General features: G+C 42.7%; 8 protein-coding genes. 2 read left to right on the forward strand and 6 right to left on the reverse strand.

Features of this window, described 5'->3' with window-relative positions; all coding sequences use genetic code 11:
• Positions 1-692 precede the first annotated feature (692 nt).
• The 5 genes from ADU24_RS20195 to ADU24_RS20215 form a co-directional block, all read right to left on the reverse strand.
• Positions 693-3,023: a hypothetical protein gene (locus tag ADU24_RS20195; protein ID WP_156324649.1), complete on the reverse strand. Its 2,331-nt coding sequence runs from the start codon at positions 3,021-3,023 to the stop codon at positions 693-695.
• A gap of 319 nt (positions 3,024-3,342) precedes the next feature.
• Positions 3,343-4,908 carry an O-antigen ligase family protein gene (locus ADU24_RS20200; RefSeq protein WP_053368323.1) on the reverse strand — a complete coding sequence of 522 codons (1,566 nt, stop codon included), beginning with the start codon at positions 4,906-4,908 and terminating at the stop codon, positions 3,343-3,345.
• 21 nt (positions 4,909-4,929) lie between these two features.
• A complete protein-coding gene (locus ADU24_RS20205) occupies positions 4,930-5,415 on the reverse strand; it encodes a tetratricopeptide repeat protein (protein WP_156324650.1) in 486 nt (161 codons plus the stop codon).
• Positions 5,416-5,587: 172 nt separating this feature from the next.
• Complete coding sequence (locus ADU24_RS20210; RefSeq protein WP_053368325.1) at positions 5,588-8,953, reverse strand: hypothetical protein; 3,366 nt, start codon at positions 8,951-8,953, stop codon at positions 5,588-5,590.
• Positions 8,954-9,354: 401 nt separating this feature from the next.
• The gene (locus tag ADU24_RS20215; RefSeq protein ID WP_231689709.1) at positions 9,355-10,719 is read right to left on the reverse strand and encodes a hypothetical protein; all 1,365 of its coding nucleotides are present in this window, start codon (positions 10,717-10,719) and stop codon (positions 9,355-9,357) included.
• A 264-nt stretch (positions 10,720-10,983) separates the two neighbouring features.
• Between ADU24_RS20215 and ADU24_RS20220 the strand changes: the two genes are divergently transcribed.
• Together ADU24_RS20220 and ADU24_RS20225 are read left to right on the forward strand one after the other, a co-directional pair.
• A complete protein-coding gene (locus tag ADU24_RS20220; protein ID WP_053368327.1) occupies positions 10,984-12,105 on the forward strand; it encodes a C40 family peptidase in 1,122 nt (373 codons plus the stop codon).
• Positions 12,106-12,317: 212 nt separating this feature from the next.
• Positions 12,318-13,835 (forward strand): ATP-binding protein, encoded by a 1,518-nt coding sequence (locus ADU24_RS20225; RefSeq protein WP_053368328.1) that lies wholly within the window; start codon positions 12,318-12,320, stop codon positions 13,833-13,835.
• A gap of 532 nt (positions 13,836-14,367) precedes the next feature.
• Here ADU24_RS20225 and ADU24_RS20230 read toward each other — a convergent pair.
• Positions 14,368-18,474 carry a 5'-nucleotidase C-terminal domain-containing protein gene (locus tag ADU24_RS20230; RefSeq protein WP_053368329.1) on the reverse strand — a complete coding sequence of 1,369 codons (4,107 nt, stop codon included), beginning with the start codon at positions 18,472-18,474 and terminating at the stop codon, positions 14,368-14,370.
• Positions 18,475-19,057: the final 583 nt, after the last annotated feature.

Raw genomic sequence — 19,057 nt, forward strand, 5'->3', positions numbered from 1 at the left:
CGTGCTGCTTCGACAATCTTTGTGAGGAATTCCTTCTGGGTTTGAAGTCGGTTCTATTCTTCTTCCGTGAAATCCTCCACAGGCTTGGAAAAGAGTTCCTTATCCTTCTTGATAGCAGCTGTTCTTTCATTAATTTCCCTATGCATTGCTCGCACCCCTCCTCAAGGGTGGGGTGGCTACCTGGTGACCTGGAAGGCAACAATGATAATCGGAACATGGGAAATCGCCTTCTGGATTGCTGTTTCATAGAATCGCCAATTGTCAATTGCGGTCGCAATCAGCTTTGCATGCTGGTTTATGGATAGCCCTCCGGATGTTTGAGACCGTCTTACTGCCTGCCGTCAGTAAGATTGATTCCTAGAACAAAGTGAGCCAAATGGTTTAATTGCTGTTTGGAAAACACAAGGCCCAGGGCGAATAAAAAATTCAAAATTTAAAAATTGAAAAAAAGAGGGAGTATGGCAGTATGGCTTTTCCCTTACGAAATTGGTTGGTTAACCTTAAAATACCACTTAGGGAAATTACCTTTCTTATTAATACGACAAATTTTAACTAATATAGCACGACATATTTTTGACAAGAGTTAAGAGTTTCACTTATTCATTACACTAAATTCAATATACTAACATGTTAAAATAAGAAAAAAGCATCAGTAATGACCGATGCTTGGTAATTCTATGTTCGTTATTCTATTAAAGATGCAATCTCTCGAACGGAATCATGTAAAGATTCGCGAGGTTCCTGTAATAGATATTTCCCATTCCATCCTGGGCAATTTCATAAGCACCGCTTTCAATCATGATGGTATAAGACATATCGGCTGGATTGATTCTGAAAAGCCTTCCTTCCATCGTTCCGTACACAAAGCCATCCTTCCCAGCAATAAGCCTGGCATTGCTGAATCTTCCGGAAATGGCATTTAACAGCTTAACAGACCTGAATTTATTCAGATTAGGATTATAGGAGAAAATCGTCCCGTCCGCAGCTCCCCAAATATCCCCGTCCGGACCCTTTATTAAAGACATGACCATTGTTGCCCGGACAGGAAGAAAAAAGAATTCCTTTTCTTCCGGATTAGCAGAGTTAAAACGGAAGAACTTCGCACTGAATTGGTCACGCTGGTAATTCGAATGGATGGAAGTCCCGCCGTATATATATTGATCATCTTGAACCAATGAGATGATGCTCTGGTTTGTTATATAGTCTTCATATACCTTGTAGTCCCCAGTTGCTACATTATAGTTGAGCAGCAGGCCGCCCTTAAGGGAATCCTGGGCATATGTCCCCGCAAACAAGTGCGTATTGTTGTAGCCAGCCATAGCCGTAATCCGTTCCTGCCTGTACTTATCGAGGGCAATCATCTCTCTTACAGATGATTGATCCCATAACTCATTTGAAGTAATTTCAATAAGCCTTGCTTTTGGGTAGGCGCCCCCATATAGCTTCCCATTCATAACAATGGCACTTTCTAGCTGGTTTACTCCGCCAAGCTGGACTCCCTTTTTTTCAATTGTGCCAAACTTCGTCAGGCCGCCGGTCATAAATCCATTCACATAAATAAAGCGATTGTCCGGATCTGCAAATAAGGTATGAAGGTTAACCGGATGTGAAGGCAAAATTGCTTTTTTTACCGTAACTACGTTTGAAAAAGGGTTGTAGAGGAAATAATTCCCCTCATTATCAATCAGTCCTGTCAGAATGTTTCGTGAAGGGTTGGTTTTTAATTGAATGAAATCGAGGGATAATGCCGTCCGTTTTCTCGGAAGCCTTGCATTGGTATTTCGAATTTCTCCGGTACCCAGATGATATGCATAGAAATTACCATCAAACGTATAATAGAATTCATTCTTTTCAGGCTCTATAGGTGAGAATCCGCGGGAATCAGCCACAAATTCCTGTAAAAAAGCTCCTTTTGAAAGACTATATAGATTAGCTCTTTTGGAAGGAAAAAATTTAACTGCAATAAGGTCAGAATCAATTCGTTTCATTTTTTCCGCATAAGACTCTGACTTATAAACATCTGAAAGAAGCGGAGTTTTTTTATCTAATCTCACATCCCATTTAAATAGTTCGGCCAACGGCCCTGTACTTACATAAAGATTACTGTCGTCCGGTTCAGCCAGGATGGATTTGGCGAATTGTTTTCCGAACGATGCCGAGCGAATAAATTCACGCTGTCCGGTGAATTTGTTGAAAGCAAACACGGAAGCCCCGTACGCTGTAGAGCCATATACATATTGATGTGTAACAGACAAATCCTGGATTGTGGTTTCCGCTGTACCTGCCAGCATATCCCCATGGTCTTTAAACTCAGGGATGTTTGGGTTATAACTATATAAATGTCCTTTGCTGGTACCCCCAACCCAGACAATTCCGTTTTGATCGACCTCAATTGCCCAGGCACTGGTTGAATTTCCAAGCGAGAAAATACTTTTAGTTTCATTCGTATTCACATCTACCACCGCTAAAGATGAAGGGGTCCCATGAAGAATGATATATAGATAAGCATTTCCGTTATTATCCACACCCGCCTTTGATGCTAGCGTGCTTAGGTTGGATACTTGCGGGCCAAGGTCAACAGGTTCCAATTTAGGCTTTTCAGGGATAACCACAACTGGAGGAGGATTGCCTTCATTTCCCGGAGGAGGTGGTGGAGGCGGAGCAGGTGGTGCAGGCGGGTCTAGTTTCGGATTTGCACATCTTACAGCATTCAACTTTTGCTTGGACGGCGTCCTATAATCTATACGTTCATCCCGCTTAACAAAATAACCTCCGCCAACCCCAAGATACTCAGCTCTAAAATTATAAATCCTATAAGTACTTCCCTTTTTTAAAATCCTATCGATTACTAGTTCACCGTCTACCAATTTATAGAGCGGGGTATCATTTAAAATTAATAGCTTACCAATTTGTCCCGGCTTCAATTCCACACCGTCCCAGTAGATTTTTTGGTCTATTTTAATTCCTGTACAATCGATTTGCGAAGCATTAGCATGATTTATTGGAAATATATTAATAATCATTATACAAACTACTAAAAAAAGAAAAAAACGTTTCATTATAACCCAATCACTCCTATTATCGTTTAAACTCGCTTGTTGCCAAGCCAAGGCGTTCTTTTTATTATATCAACAATTTGTAAAAAATGAGGAATTTTAACGATAATTGGTTATTTGGAACTATCAAAAAAAGAGCATTTTGTATATGCTCTTTTTCTTGATACACAATTTATTTTATCTGCCTAGATGACTCAACTATGTTTGAAAAATATCGCGAATCTTTTTACCAGGAAAACCATTTTTATAGAGGGCTATCAATTGAGAGTTACCCAACAACTGATAATTAAGCCACAATTTCGTTTTTAGAGTCGTCATAAAGAAATTTCGCAGTTACTATCCCGCCAATTATCCACATATGCAAACTCGTGCCAACAATAGTATCGTTGAATAAGGATTGAAGGAGATATGCAGCCCATGCAAATAATAATGCCGTTAAGTAAATTGAATTTCCCTTTATTCTACCTTTTTTGAATAAAAAGGATACTCCATATAGCATTGACATACCTAAAATACCCATAAAAGCAATAAAACCAAAAGTACCAGTTCCAAAAAGCACTCCAATGTACATACTATGTGGTTTATCTACCGTAACCGTATAAGTTCCTATTTGGGCATGTTTTTCTGGTTCATTTTGCGGAAAAACAAAAGGCAGAGTGTCAAGGCCGTAACCTGTAAATGGTCGCTTCATTACTAAATCAATCGTTCTTTCCCAAATATAAGTCCTTCCCGAGCCTGGTCCATAACCTGCTTCGGGTAATTCGGGAAGCTTAAAATCAGGATTATCAGATGCTTCAACTTTTGGCCCTATAAACAAATTATCCATTATCCTGGCTGTAGATTCTTTTACCTCGAAAGGATTTGAAGTTGTGAAAAATCCAACCGATTCTGTCCATACTAACGGATTTTTTTGAGCGAGAAATGGTATTAAACCTGTAGCGCTAATTATAAATACCAATATGATTATAAATGACTTCATTCGCTGCTCTGATTTAAAAATCAGCACCAAAATTAATAACAGTAACAAACCCAAAGTAACAAATCCGCTTGTTGACATCGACATTAACATTGTTGCCACTGATATTATCGAAAATATAAAAAACATTATTTTTCTTTTAATTGAAATTTCTAGCATCGCAGTAACCAAAAATAAGATTGTAATTACCGCAAATGAACCGCTCATATAGTTAATCTGATTCAATGTGCCTACTAATTGTGATCCTTCTCCTAATCCAGACCCTTCAGGTAGAAACAATGTAATCATTTTTTTAAATTTCGGGTATTCAAGGGCGTCTTTATGCCAAAAATTCATAACTGTCAACACAAAATTAATTAATACCAGTGGGATAAATAAATAGATTATTTTTCTCATCGAATTTTCTGGATAAGTAATTTGTGTTGCTATAAAAAAAAGGAGTAAATAGCATAAATACATTATTGCCCCATCATATCTGCTAGGCATTCCATAGAGCGCTAATGTTTTATACGGAGAAAAAACAGTAGCAATAATAATACATATGCCAAACATAAGCATTAACCAATTTATTGATCTGTGAACAATTTTATAATTTAGAAAAATAACCTTATACAGGAAGAGCAGTACTATTATTGACGTGGCAGTTATAGCAATATATGATTTATGCAGGGCAAATAAATCGCCCTTATATCCACTCATAAAAGTTGCTTCATTTTCAATAATTGGACTATAAAAAGAATCTATACCGGCACTAACGATAAGTGGGACTCCAACAGTTATAGCTAAAAATATGAGAAAAATCAGTCGGTCTATTTTCTTTTGATCCCTCTCATCCTCTTGAGGATCCCTTTTAATATTAAGTGTATAACTCGTCATGTTTTCCTCCATAGCAATTACTCAAATCGTACCGAGCAATTCATCAACCCTACTGTGGTATTTCTCGTCTACTTCTTGGCCATAAAGGGTTTTGGCTTTCTCCAGGACTAATTTTGCTTCCTGCTTTTGATTGCTGAAATACAACATTTCTCCAAATTGAAGCATAAATATTGGTTCGGTAGACAAAAACGGCTTTATTTCAAGTGCCTTTTTATATTGTCTAGCTGCTGAACTATAATCTTCTTTCATAGCATATGCAATACCTAAATTTTGGGTAATAGCTACCGATCCTGGTTGTTGCTTATTAAGATCATTTAGTATTTTTATTGCTGTTTCAATTTCGTTTGAATTTTTATCTGTTTTTTCTAATAATGAAATGGCATACTCATACTTTTGAAATGACTCTTCAAAAACCTTATCTTGATTTTTCCCTGTGAAATTAACTGTAATTAATGTTATTAAAGTCAAAACTACAAAAAAAAGAAAAATAATATTTGTTTTTGGCATAATTGGTCCCTTTTTTTCGTCTTTTATATTATACAAATTTCTCCTATTCTTTATTGCCGGTCTTAACTTATTTGTAAAAGAAATCAAAACTTTCAATTCACTTTACGCAATAATAAAGCCTTGTAGACTTTTATATCTACAAGGCTTTATTTAATTTAAGACTTAGTCCAACTTACTCCCCAACTGTTACGTCAATAAAATCAGACTTACCGTCTTTTATGAAGATTACACGGAATTTATCATTCTTATCTTTGCTACCAACTCCGCTAAAGTCGATAACTCCATTAGTAACACTCACATTTCCTGTAACTTCTCCGGTCTGTGGAATGATGGAAATAGAATCGAGAGCAGTGCTACCCAACGTATATCCACCAAACTGGTCAGTAACCCAAACAAACGCTTGGTCTGTTGTTGTCGTAGAAGATGTAATTGTTACGTTAGTTTTATCAACTGCTCCAGAAGTGCCAGCAGTTTTGTCCTTCACTTCAACGGATTGAGCAGTTAAAGCTTGAGCTGAAACTTTTACATCTTTCGTAATTGTCCGTACTCCATCGTTTGTATTGACGACAACCGATACTTGGCCATTTACGTCGGAAGTAATAGCGCTATTGGCTCCAGCTACATACCACTTACCACCAACATTTTGAACCAAAATATTGGCATTGTTTGAAGACACGCTAACTATTGCAGTTGAAGGAATTACATATTTGTTTCCAGCTGCATCAGTAGCTTTGATTGAGACTTGCTTAGCATAGCCCGCTGCAATATCAGTCGAAGAAATGTCAGATGTAGTTCCGTCCTGACCTGATCCAGCTTTATAAAGAGTTGGAATATCAGCAACAGAGTATGTTAAACCAGTTGATACGTTCTCTGCAACAACGAATGTTTTAGAAACTTGGCTTAATACATCGTTAGTTGTTGTATTTACAAACTGGAAGGTAACAGTGTAAGAACCTTTTTTGCCAGCCTGAGCAGCGATTCCAAATGAATTAGTAGCATTTGCATCAAATGTTGATTCATCAACCACTGTAATCGAATCACCTGAGGTTGATTGACCATCTGGTGCAGTTACAGTTAATCCAGCATCATCACCTGATACTTTTGAAACAGATACCTTTACAGCATGGTTAGAAATGTTTGCAGTTACGTCAAAATCCTTACCATACTGATCCTTAAACGCAAGCTTAGTAGATGTAGAAGCACCTTGGATAAGATTGCTAACAAGCGTTGAAGGAAGCTCGATTGTAGCAGCTTTACGAGCTTCATTAACATCTAAAACAAAGCTAGATGACTTTCCTGTAGCATTAACTGTTACTGTAATGGTAGCTGTACCTTTTACATCACCAAATGCTCCAGTGTTCACTAGTTTACCTTTATTTGTACCAGTTGTTTCAATTCCAAGATTTCTACTTTCAATTACATTGCTATTGGAAGATGTAAATGTGAATGCGCCTGCAGCAGCAGCAGCAACAATTTGGTCAGCAGTCATGTCAGCACCAAATTGATCTTTTACATTTAATGTTGCAACTAGTGTTTTAGCGCCATCACCCGCAGCAATTGTAGCTGTTGGAGCAACTACAGAAACCTCAGCAGCTTCTGGAGCTTTCACTACATCAAATGTGTAGTTAACAACCTGGCCAGTTGCATTGATTACCACTGTCACGATTACAGGCTTAGCTGCTGTCATTCCAGTTGTGTTTAAGCGCAAATACGCTTTGCCGTCAACCGTTACAAAAGATGCGGATGCATTTGCATCAGAATCAATGATTGTAGTTGATGCATTTAGTGCAGTTGCATTAGTGACGTTATTTCCATATTGATCAACTGCATTAACCTCAAGGTCAACTGCTGTCGCTTGGTTAACTTCAACTCTAGTTTTATTTGTTGGGTACTTAAGTGCTCCGAAAGTTAAAGTTTGAAGAGTAGCCGCATCAGATGCAGTCAAGTTAGCTACAACTGTTGTTCCAGTTGTTCCGTCTACCCCAGTAAGAACGATAGTATCGCCCTTCTTAATCTCTGAACCTTTAACAATTGTAACTTTACCATTGTTATCATCGTTAGCAGTGCCTACAGAAGAAGCCCACTGAATGTTAGCTGCAAGAGCGTCCTTCGTAATGTCAGTGCCGTACTGGTCTTTTACAGAGTATCCAACTGTCACAGTGTCAGTAGAAGTTGCTGATTTAACTGCTTGAGTGGAAAGAACTTCAATCTTAGCAACCTTTTGAGCAGCTACAGTAACAGATGCAGTGTTGGAACCATCCTTAAACTGGCCGCCTGTTACAGTAACAGTGTAGTCACCGGCAACAAGGTTAGTTGCTGAAGAAAGTTCAACAGACTGTTTGTCTTCAGAAAGCTTTGGAGTTAATACGATAGTTGTTGTACCGCGCTTAACTGTGAAAGTAAGGCCTTCTAGAGATTCAATTTTGTTGCTAAGTTCTACTTTCAAAGTCTTAGCGTTGGCAACTGATAAACCTTTTACGTTTGCAGCAGCGGCTTCAACTTTGAAAGAAGCAGCAGCAACAGCTGGAGCAGCTTTGTAAGCTACGCTGTATACAACTGCCTGGTCAGCAGTAGTTGCTTCAACCTTAGGTACAGTCACTGTAACAACTTTCTTGTCTTCGCTAAGAGCCACAGCAGATGGAGTTACAGCTTTTCCTTCAGCGCCGTTGATTGATTGAACAACAACTAGGTCAGCTGTTGTAGGAGCAGCTTCCAAAGCTTTGTCAAAGTTTACTGTTACTGTTCCGTTAACAGCAGTTACGCTTTGAACCTTAGGAAGGGCAATGCCGCCATTGTATTCGTCTTTTACTTTATCTACTAGTGGAGCAAGATATTTGCCGAATTCGCTGTTCTTATCAAGGTCAGCTAGGAACTTGTCGATTTTATCGATTTGTACTTTAGCACCTTCAAAATCCTTTTCAGCAAGCTCTTTCGTTGCTGCTTCAACAGCCATTTTGATTGTTACTTCAACAGCGATGCTGTCGCGTAGCGCTTGAGCTTCTGCTTTGAACTCGCTGCGAAGCAATTCACGTGCAGTCTTACCGTATACACGATCAAGAATTACTGTGCGAGTTTTCAATTCGTAAGAAATGGCATGATATTGCTTTTCTGCTTCATCCCAGTTCTTGTCGTTAAGAGCTTTGGCAAGATCTTCACGCTTTTCATCTAATTTTGTTGCGTAGTTGTAAGCGTCGATGTATGTAATAACACGCTTACCGATGTAGTCGCTGTAATAAAAATCAAGGCTTGCAAGAAGAGCGTCCTTGTCTTTGCCGCTATAATTGCTAAGAGCCTTTTTTGCATTAGCATAAGATGCTTTTGCAGCATTGTACTCTTTGTAAACGTCTGCCAGGTCAGCAAACTTTCCGTCAGCTGTTACATCGCTGTACGTGTGATACGCTTTTTTGATTTGGGTGATCGCTTTGCTTACTTCTGTCTGGGCATTGTTTGCAGCATCAGTTTGAACTGGTGCTGCAGCAACGAATGCGGAAGCAGCGACTGCTGAAGCAGCGGCGATTTTAATTGCCTTTTTCTTCATAAGTCTGGTTTTCCCCTTTCGGTATTTTAGTAGTACGACAGTTTCCGCCTGTAAAGGCACAAACCATCGCCTTACAAACTTAACGACAATTATACTAAAGCACTTTGGAAATATCAACTAATATATGAATTTCCTGTATGTACTTTAGAAATACTGTGAAAATAGGTAAGTATTGAGCGGCCTACCAGCACCTTTCACATTTACTATAATAATACATTTACTTGGAGATATCTAGTTTTATATGTATATATTTGGCGAAAAATTGGAAACAATTTATGGTTTTGTTGGAAACTTGTACCTCAAGAGGAAGAATTGTTGTTTTTATATGACTAAAGTCACACAAAATTCTAAATATACATAAAAAACCCCCTAATCCACTTATTGGATTGGGGGGTTCAATATTATTTCGCTGATGTTTCAACATTCACCAGAATTGTCATATACCAGCCATTGTACGTTACGACCAGGCTCGCTTTTCCAGATTCAACCGCCGTCACTTTCCCTGATTCATCGACAGTAAAGATTTCGGGGTTTTGAGATTTATAGGTGATCCCTTTAAAATCTTCGAGTTTCAGAGTTTCACCTGGATCGTCGCCAATGACCTCATCGTTTTGGTCCGTCGCTTTAGTTGGAACGAATTGATATGTTTGTCCTATAGCTAAAGTTGCAGCCGGATTTCCACTTTCATCCACCAGCTTTCCTGCATCAAGGCTCCAATATAGAAGGCTTTCCACTAACGGAACCGTATTTTCCGCTACTACCTCTCCGGTTTCGCTTTTTAGGAGCTGGATTTTAACAGTACCTGTTTCCGTTTTTGGTATTCCGGTTTTCGCGTATGCCTCGGCAAGGGTGCCGTCTTCACGGAAGAAGCCTTTGTCATCTTTAATCATATAGCCCTGCTCAAACGGATCCGGGAAGATTTCCTCTCCTTCTTCATTATAAAATGAGAAAGCGTAAAATCCATAGGCGTTCGGATCGCCTGTCGCCAGTTCATAATTGTCATCAACAAGGATGTGGCTGATTTCCTCCTGGACATCAAGATAAGGAGAAACCGTCTCAATATAATACTCAAGAAGCGCGTAGGCAGTGTCCTCGTCCTCAAGTTCCTCGAACCAGGCAACAATGTTGTCGTGGAACTTCCTTGCCGATGTTTCATCGCCTGCCTCAAGGGCTGTTCCCAAACGGCCGATTTCAATGTAAATGCTGATTGGGTACAATGCATCTGCCTTGGCTTTTTCGGCGGGTAGCTTGTACGCCTCAAGGATTGCCTGGCGTGTTGATTGGCCATACACTTTATAGAGGATTTTCGCCTGTTTCTTAATTTCATAGGACAACGTATGGTATGTGGCGGTTGCTTTTACAAAGTCCGCCTTGTCGAGGCTGCTGTTAAGCTGGCTCTGCAGTGCAGCAAGTTTCCTGCCGGATGAAATCGCATCGATATACGCGGCTGTCCGGTCGATCCACATTTTGACGATGTCAAGGCGGGCGTTCAGCTTCTCCCTTTCCTTCGCGGGTGCTTTCGCAACTGCTGCTTTAGCGGCTGCATAATCTTTCTTTGCTTTGTTGTACTCGGTCCACGGTTGGACAGCCGGGTTTGCATTGTAGTCAACCGATGTCGCGCGGATGAGAATCACCTTGTTAGCTTCCGCCTTTACGACAAGGCTTTCCGCTGTTGACGCCGCTTCCGCCTGGTGTGGATTTACTGCCGCAATGGAAACTGCCGCTGCCGAAGCGAGCATAGCCAGTTGCACCGCTTTCTTATTCATTTTAGCCAAGGATGTAACCACCTTCATGATGTATTGTGCAGGCCTGATTAATGACAAACCTGAAATTATCTTACTCTATTGGCTCGGTTGTCCGCATTATCATATTTATGGTAAAACTGGTTTTCTTCCTCGGCATTTCTTCTCACTTCTCTTCAATACGATTTGCCACATCCATATTTCGACTTATTTTTCAAAAAAGGGTTAGCCAAGTTTGTTTCTTATGGTAAAATATTCTGTACCAGAATACTCCATGGAGGTGAAGTGATGAAGAAAGCAGCAGCCACCTTTGCGACCGTTGCACTTCTATCAATAGCATATGCCTCGGCCGCATCGGCTTCTGAACTATATACCGTGAAGAAAGGCGATACACTTTCCGGAATCGCGGCTAAGACGAATTCATCCGTGGCTGACCTGAAAAAGCTGAACAAACTGGCCTCCGATACAATTTTCCTAAACCAAAAGCTTGTATTGCCTGATTCCGGATCAACTTCGGTCTCGGCTAAACCGGCCGCCACCGCTAACCAAACCAAGCCGACTGCCACCGCCAACCAGGCTAAGCCAATCACCTATACAGTCGTAAAAGGCGACTCGTTAAGCGCCATTACTCTGAAAACAGGCATATCAATTGCTGATTTAAAGACCTTGAACAATCTGAAAAACGATACGATTTATGTTGGCCAGGTTCTTAAGCTCCAGGCGGCATCCACTGGAAATACTAAGCCAGTAGTTCCAGCGCCTGCTAAGCCTGCCGAAAAACCAAAAGTACCAACTGAACCGGCAAAGGCTCCGCCAGTCCAGCAGGCTAAGCCGCCTGCTACAGCTCATCCATCTTCTGGCAGCTTCGGTTCCTACGTTGTTGTGAACGGAGATACACTTGGGAAGATCGGCCTGCAATTCAATACGACCGTGGAAAATCTGAAGGCAATGAATGGCCTATCTTCGGATATGATCAGAGTTGGCCAGGTATTGAAGGTTCCGGCACTTGCCGAGACGCCTCAGACTGCCACACCTGGAAATAATGACACTGTTCCGACCGTGATATCCTTAGGCAAAAACCTGATAGGCACCCCGTATGTGTGGGGCGGTTCAACTCTTGAAGGTTTTGATTGCAGCGGATTCATTTATTATGTAAACAACCAAACAGGAACCCAGCTTGTCCGCCACTCGGCTGAAGGCTACTATAATCGTTCCTATGAAGTTGATAAACCAGCGCCAGGAGACCTTGTGTTTTTTGAAAATACATACAAAAAGGGAATCTCCCATATGGGTATCTACCTGGGGGACAACCTGTTTCTTCACGCTGACGCCGTAATCGGGGTTACAATTACAAGCCTTGATGACCCATATTACAAAGCTCGTTTTGAAAGCTTTAAGCGGTTCTATTAAAATAGCCCTTTTCAATAAGCATTAATTTTTCGAAGGCATCCTATGGGGTGCCTTTTTTTCCGTCCTATGAAAATCCCTTTTTGCAGTCTACAAGTTTACAAAACTGCTTGGGAAATTTATACTAGTAATAGGATATACTGGCTATTTCTCACCTTATTCCGGAGGGGTCTTTCAGTACGTCTTCGTATGCCATGTTTTGCGGAGGGGGAGTCATGAACAATCAAATGAAGTACCTGGGCCGGAAGATCAAAGAATTGAGCGGAGATGTGGCCGGTTTTTTGAACTTACCCCGGGATGGCAATCAATATAGCGCCATTTATAGCAAGCTCGATAATAAACGCTATATGCAAGGTTACCTCTATTATTTGGTTGGGGAATATCTTGCGGAACAGAGCCCAACCATTAAGGCCGATTTATTTTCCTTCGCCAATTTGCTGGGGCGAAAGTCCGTGGGCGGAAGCGGCTCGCTTGATACAAGCATTGGCCTCCTAAATGAAACACGGACAGCCGTATTCGACCTTTTTGAAAAAGAGATTGAAACTGGTTCCATTACGCCAGGCGACTTTTTTGAATGCATGAAAATACTTGACCCCCTGTATCATGCAGTCCTGTCTTCAGTCGTTACGCATTATAATGATATCCTTTCAACAACGAGGTACGCATTGGACGAATCAGCCGAAGGGCTTAAGGTGACCCTTAATGAGCTTGCGGAGCTGAAGAAAGCCTTAAATGAAGCGACGATTTTCTCTGTTATGGATGAAAACGACCGGTTCATTTATGTAAACAAAAAGTATTGCGAGGTTACAAAATACACGCCTGAAGAATTAATTGGAAAAACCCCCGCGATGCTCTATTCCGGTTACCACCCGATGGAATATTTCGATGAACTGTGGGAAGAGGTCTCTGCGGGAAAGGTCTGGAACGGGGAAATCCTCAACAGGGCCAAGGATGGCACGACTTTTTGGGTGGATACAACGATTGTGCCTTTTCTTGATAGGAACGGAAAAAAGTACAAGCACATTTCCATCCAGTACGATATTACCGAGAAAAAACGGACGGAGGAAACCCTTCAGAAGGCGGAGAAACTTTCAATGGTCGGGGAACTAGCCGCAGGGTTCGCACATGAAATCCGCAATCCGCTGACAACAATAAAAGGGTTCGTCCAGCTTCTCACGGAGACAACAAATGAAACCGTTTTCACAAAAACAATTCTCGATGAAATCGACCGGATCAATTCAATTGTCAGTGACTTTATGATTTTCGCAAGGCCCCATCAGGCTGATTACTCAAAATGCAATCTCGCTGCCATTTTACAAGGGGCGGCAAGATTCCTTGAACCTGAAGCATTGTTGAGAAATGTGATTATCATATCCCACTTCCCAAGGGATGAAGTCTTGATTTCCGGAGAAAAGAACCAGCTAAAGCAGGTGTTCCTCAATATCCTTAAAAATGCGATTGAGGCGATTCCAAATGGCGGGATTGTGACGATTTCCATTGAGGAGCGCGCCAAGGAAGTAGCCGTCATTATAGAAGACACTGGCATCGGCATGACCGATGAGCAATTAAAGAAGCTCGGCGAACCATTTTTCACAACAAAAGCGACCGGCAACGGGCTTGGGCTTATGGTCTCCTATAAAATCATTCAAGACCATAAAGGCCGGATCAATGTGGAAAGTGAGGGCCCGAACAAAGGAACGGCTTTTATTATTACTTTTCCATACAAGAATTGAGGCTATTAAAAGCCTCTTTTTCATTTCTTTAGTATTTTTCCGGAGGATTACTTTTCCAGAGACCTTACAATGTAAAATCCATCTCGACTTCCCCCAAGTTTTTTTCGTCACCATTCACCTCCCCTCTTTTCCATTCGCCAGCTTCTACACTCCGAACAGTTGAACCACGTAAAAGCTTGTCCGATTTGCACCTAATTTGCAGGACGATTCATCGTTTATCCAGAACCGAATCGCGGTAAAGGAAAATTAAGAAAATGGTAACAAAAGGTATGGCCCTCCACTAAGGAGGGAAATGTCAGGAGAAGAAAAGGGGAGTTGAAGGGATGAAAATAAAAGCCGGAAATTGGAGCAGGTTAACCTTACAGGAAAAGCTGTTCATCTTGCGGGCGGTAAGCTTTCGATCATCAAAACTTAAGTATTGAGGGGTTGCGGATTTGCTGCACCTCTTTTTTTATTTTTTATAAGTTCATAGGTTTATAACCAAATGAGCACCCGGAGCCAAAAATGGCCGCCGGGTGCTTCTTTTTGTGCTTTATGCAGATTTTTTACCCTTCCCAGGGGTTTCACCGGATTGTCCTGGAGGCTGGCTTCCGCCTTGGCCAGGCGTGTTGCCAATCTGCCCAGGAGGCGCGTTCTTTTGCTTTTTCTTAACAACACCATCTTTGTCGAGGTGGTACCACCATCCATCATACTCCGACCACTTGTCTGTCTGCTGGACACCTTCCTCGTTAAAGAGATAGGTCTTGCCGCCGATTGTGACTGGCCCTACCTGCATGACTCCTTCGTCATTGAAGTAGTAGGTTGAACCGTCAATTGTTTTCCAGCCACTCACCCGGGCGCCGTCAGCTGTAGGGTCAAGGTAGTACTTTTTGCCTTCAAGCTCAAGCCATCCGGTAACCTTCTTGCCCTCCGCATCATAGTAGAACCATTGTCCGTCCTTTTCAACCCAGCCGGTTACGATTTGCGGAGGATGTTGTCCGGCAATGATTCGCCCTTCGATTGTTGGTGAAATCGGGCTGTTCTTTTCGATATAGGAAGCAAGCACTTCAAAGTCGACGACGAACAATTCATTGATACGGCCTTCATCCTTTGCTTTTTTGAAGGATGTGTMCCCATCCCCGCCGTCGGCAACGAATGCATTTGTTGCAACGCGGTACGTTTTGTTCAGGTCAATCGCTTCGTACTTGTCACCGTTCTTTACTTCAACACTCCAAACACGGTTGTATGCAGGCTTAGCTGGGTCGTATTGGAAGCGCAGCCCCGATACTTGCGGGAACTTGCCCTGCTTCGTTTCCACCTGTGAAACGCCGTTTTCAAGCGCCTGCCAAATTTCCGCGCCTGTCAGTTCAAGAGTAACCAGTTGGTTCTCAAATGGCATCACTTCAAGGATTTCACCAAGGGTAATGTCACCTACGTCAATCGATGCACGGATGCCGCCGCCATTTTGAATTGCAATTGTTGTCGGCAGTGACTCATTCGCTTTAGCTGCCATTGCATCGGCAATCATGTTCCCAAGGTTCGTTTCCTTTGATCGGACATCGTCACGGACACCGTTCAATGGAACAGTTGTATGTCCGACGACCTGTTTCCTTAATTCATCAAGAGGAGCCCTAAGCTCTGCGACACGTGCTGCCGCTGTAGCATCTGCCGTGTAATTTTTTAGATCGAGCAGAACGCCGCTATGGCTTGTGATGACTCCATTTTCGTCAAACGAGACTTCAAGCTTGCCGAGATAGTTCAGATACTCATTCGCCTGGACAATCAGCGTCGGCTCTGCTTTTTGCACCAGGACAGGCTTGTCCAGCTTTGTATGCGAGTGGCCGCCAACGATAACGTCGATGCCTTCGACTTTCGCAGCGAGCTCCTGGTCAGGCACATAGCCAAGATGGGAAAGGGCAATGATTTTGTTAACCCCTTGCTCCTTCAAGGCCGCTACTGTCGCTTTCGCTTTTGCGATTGCATCATTGAAAACAATTTCATCAGCCGGGTTGGCAAGGAATGTCGTATCGGCTGTTGTCAGGCCAAAGATTCCGACCTTTTCACCATCGATCTCCTTGATGATGGCCGGATAGATTTTACCGCCTGCAGGCTGGGTGGCGATTGTATTTTCAAAAAGTTTCCCTAGAGCCGCATCCTTGCTTACATCCACGTTCGCGCTCACAATCGGGAAGTTGGCCTTGGAAATAAAGTTAGCCAATGTTTCAGAAGTCTTATCGAATTCATGGTTCCCGAATGTCATCGCATCATAGCGGAGCTGGTTCATGAATTCAAGATCCGCAAGGCCTTGGTATTGCTTGAAGTACAGCGTTCCGGAGAACACGTCACCCGCGTCCAGCAGCAGGTTGTTCTTCCCCTGGCTGCGGACTTCATTTACTGCTGTAACAAGCTTCGGATATTGCTCAACATGCGCGTGGCTGTCGTTTACGTGCATGATGGTAAGGTCAAGAGGCTTTGGTCCAGCTGGTGCTGGAGTAAGGTCGATCTGGGCCACAAGCGGGTCGTGGTCACTTACCCGTCCCTGGGCTTCAGTAAAGTCCGAATTTAAGTGAACGATATCCAATACAGATGAACCTGCCAAGCGATTTGAGACGAGCATATGATCAAGCACCTGAGCATTGCCCTGATAGTTGTACGTATAGCGCTCAGGCAGCGGCACGCTTTCGATTAGGTTTGTCAGGTCATCGCCTTTCAACACTTCAAGCGGCTTGGAGAATTCAAAATCGTTCAAGTCGCCAAGGACGACCACATTCGCATCCGGATTCTTTGTTTGGACATCGGACACAAAGTTGTTAACGATTTGCGCGATTTGCAGGCGTTGTGCTTCACTGCCAAGTACCGGCGGCTGATTTTTTCCAAAAATCGGCTGGTCCCCGCCCTTGGAATTGAAGTGGTTGGCAATGACAATCACTTCTTCGCCGTTAAAGACGAACTCGGCGGCGAGCGGCTTTCTACTCGAGTTGAATGCTGTGTTTGTTGGGTCAATACGGCCCGGATTCAAGGTAAGTGAGCCGTTTTCGTAGGATACTGCCTGAGTGGCTGTTCCTTTAGGAGCACCTGTTGCCAACTGGACTCTCTCCGGGTTGTAGAGATAGCCGACACGGATGTTCCCGCCCGGTTCACCGCCGTCCTTCAGGTTCTCAGGCGCGATATCGGTCCATGCATAAGTTGGTCCACCCGCTGCCTTGATTGCATCAATAAGAGCCTGATAGTTTTTGGAGGCATCGGTCGTGCCGTCATTTGTTGGTCCATTGTTGTCCTGGACCTCGACCAGACCGAGAATGTCAGGCGAGTTCAGGTTTTTCACAATCGATTCGGCGATTTTTTGTGTTTTGGCTGTTTCGGAAGCCCGGTAGTTTTCCATGTTATAAGAAGCGACTGTAAGCTTGTCCGCTTCTTTTTTAATTGTAGTTGTTTCGCGTACCGCAGAACCTTCCACCAGTTCAGGCAGGCTGGAACGGTCAGTCAGGATTTTGTAGTTCTGGAAGCTGTAGCTGACAACACCGGTTACGGTTCCGTTTAACCGGTCGCCGGTTTTGTTAACAAAGTTCCTGTCTCCCATCAAGATGTGCATCCGTTCAGGGTTCGCATTGTCCTTTGTTAAAATTGTCCCGCCCGCAATCGTGTAAGGCTTCCCATCCACTTTGCCGGCGATGACTGGGATTTCACCGTATTTTTGCGGAGCTGTGGCAATTGGGTTTTCAATCGCCACACGCATTCCTTCGATGCTTTCATAGAAGTCGATGCCGTCTTCATTTGGGTCGAAATTTTTAAATTGGTCGTTGTCGATGACTTGGGTTGGAGGCAAGATGTCTTTTCCGATTACCAATGGTTCTGGTAGAGGCTGGTTTCTGCTGATGACAGTTACCGAATTACCTGCTCCCGTTGCATTAAGTTCAGTCATGGCAAGGTCTGTCTGAAGCTTGTCCGAATATCCATCGAGGACCCATTCCTTAACAAGGCCGTCAACCGAAACCAGGTCACCAACTTTCACATTGTGGGTTGGCTTATAGACTAGGATTCCTTCCGAAGTATTTGAATCGTTATCAGGGGTTGCGGATTGCATGTAGAAGTTACTAGCATCTTGCACAAAAGTAACAATTCCCCGAACGCCTTTTACGTTCTGGTCTTTGTAAGGAGATTCATGGGATGAGCCTTGAATTTGGTGGATTTTCAGTCCTTCCGGGGACGGTTCCGGATCAGGTTCCGATTCTCCTACAAAGCTCATTGCTGTTGGATTTTTCAGTCCTGGTACTGTGAAATACGCTTCCAGTGATCCAGTAACCAGGATTTCCTTACCTTGGTTGCCAGGATTGGACTGTAAGTTGAACGTCGTGCGGAAATCACCGCTTGGCAGCTGAACCGGGAGGATTTTTGCCGGATCGCGTTCCGTGGCGGAATCCGCAATTGCTATATTTGTATTTCCTCCAAAAGGAGCTTCAAAATCGTAATTCCTTGTGCCTACTGTGTAAGCAACTATATACCCCTTAACTGTTGCCTTCCCAGTGTTATTCGCGATCGCCTGGGCGACTGTAATGTAATTCTCTTCTGCGTTGGCTTTGCCTGCATACGGAAAAATCGTTCCGGCCAGCATGGTTAGAATGGTTGTTAAAATAAACAACTGCCTTTTAAGAGCTTTCAAATCCTGATGCCTCCTTCATTAGTTTGTCTTTCTATTACTTAGCTGAAGTTCAGGTTGCAAACTGCCGGATAATTTGGTGACTCCTATCCCCTCCCGGAACCTATTTACTCAAATGCACGTCCATTTTAGCCTACTACTAGTCATACGACTATAGGGCAAAGCTCATAATTATTTTCATTATTCCAATTTTTTATCGACTGATTTCTGCAAATTTCCGCCTGTAGCTCCTCCTTTTTTCCTAAAGGCCGTCCACTATTGGGAAGAAGCTGGCCGAATATGGTCATTACGGTCATAATTTGTTGAACGAATCGCTATTCAGTTACATGGAAGTCTAAAGTATAGTGGAGATGCAGGCAAAAAGTTGGGGTTTGCCGAAAAGGCGTTTATTTTTAAAAGCGGGGAGTGAACTTTGATGAAAATTCAAGTAAAAAACTGGAGAATGCTTTCTGCGGAAGAAAAGCAATTTTTGTTGAAGGTACTCAGCAACCGTTACAGGCGCTAGGTTGGCTGGCACCCAATTTAAAATCCAAAGTAGAAGGGCAGCGGAGAATCCGTTGCCCTTTTAGATTCCGATTTCCCAAAT

It is taken from the genome of Bacillus sp. FJAT-27245, from assembly GCF_001273955.1.
GTDB lineage: Bacteria > Bacillota > Bacilli > Bacillales > Cytobacillaceae > Bacillus_D.

Coding starts and splice junctions, on each gene's coding strand:
- ADU24_RS20195 (WP_156324649.1), bottom strand. CDS start 3,023: ATGATTATTAATATATTTCCAATAAATCATGCTAATGCTTCGCAAATC.
- ADU24_RS20200 (WP_053368323.1), bottom strand. CDS start 4,908: ATGACGAGTTATACACTTAATATTAAAAGGGATCCTCAAGAGGATGAG.
- ADU24_RS20205 (WP_156324650.1), bottom strand. CDS start 5,415: ATGCCAAAAACAAATATTATTTTTCTTTTTTTTGTAGTTTTGACTTTA.
- ADU24_RS20210 (WP_053368325.1), bottom strand. CDS start 8,953: ATGAAGAAAAAGGCAATTAAAATCGCCGCTGCTTCAGCAGTCGCTGCT.
- ADU24_RS20215 (WP_231689709.1), bottom strand. CDS start 10,719: ATGAATAAGAAAGCGGTGCAACTGGCTATGCTCGCTTCGGCAGCGGCA.
- ADU24_RS20220 (WP_053368327.1), top strand. CDS start 10,984: ATGAAGAAAGCAGCAGCCACCTTTGCGACCGTTGCACTTCTATCAATA.
- ADU24_RS20225 (WP_053368328.1), top strand. CDS start 12,318: ATGAACAATCAAATGAAGTACCTGGGCCGGAAGATCAAAGAATTGAGC.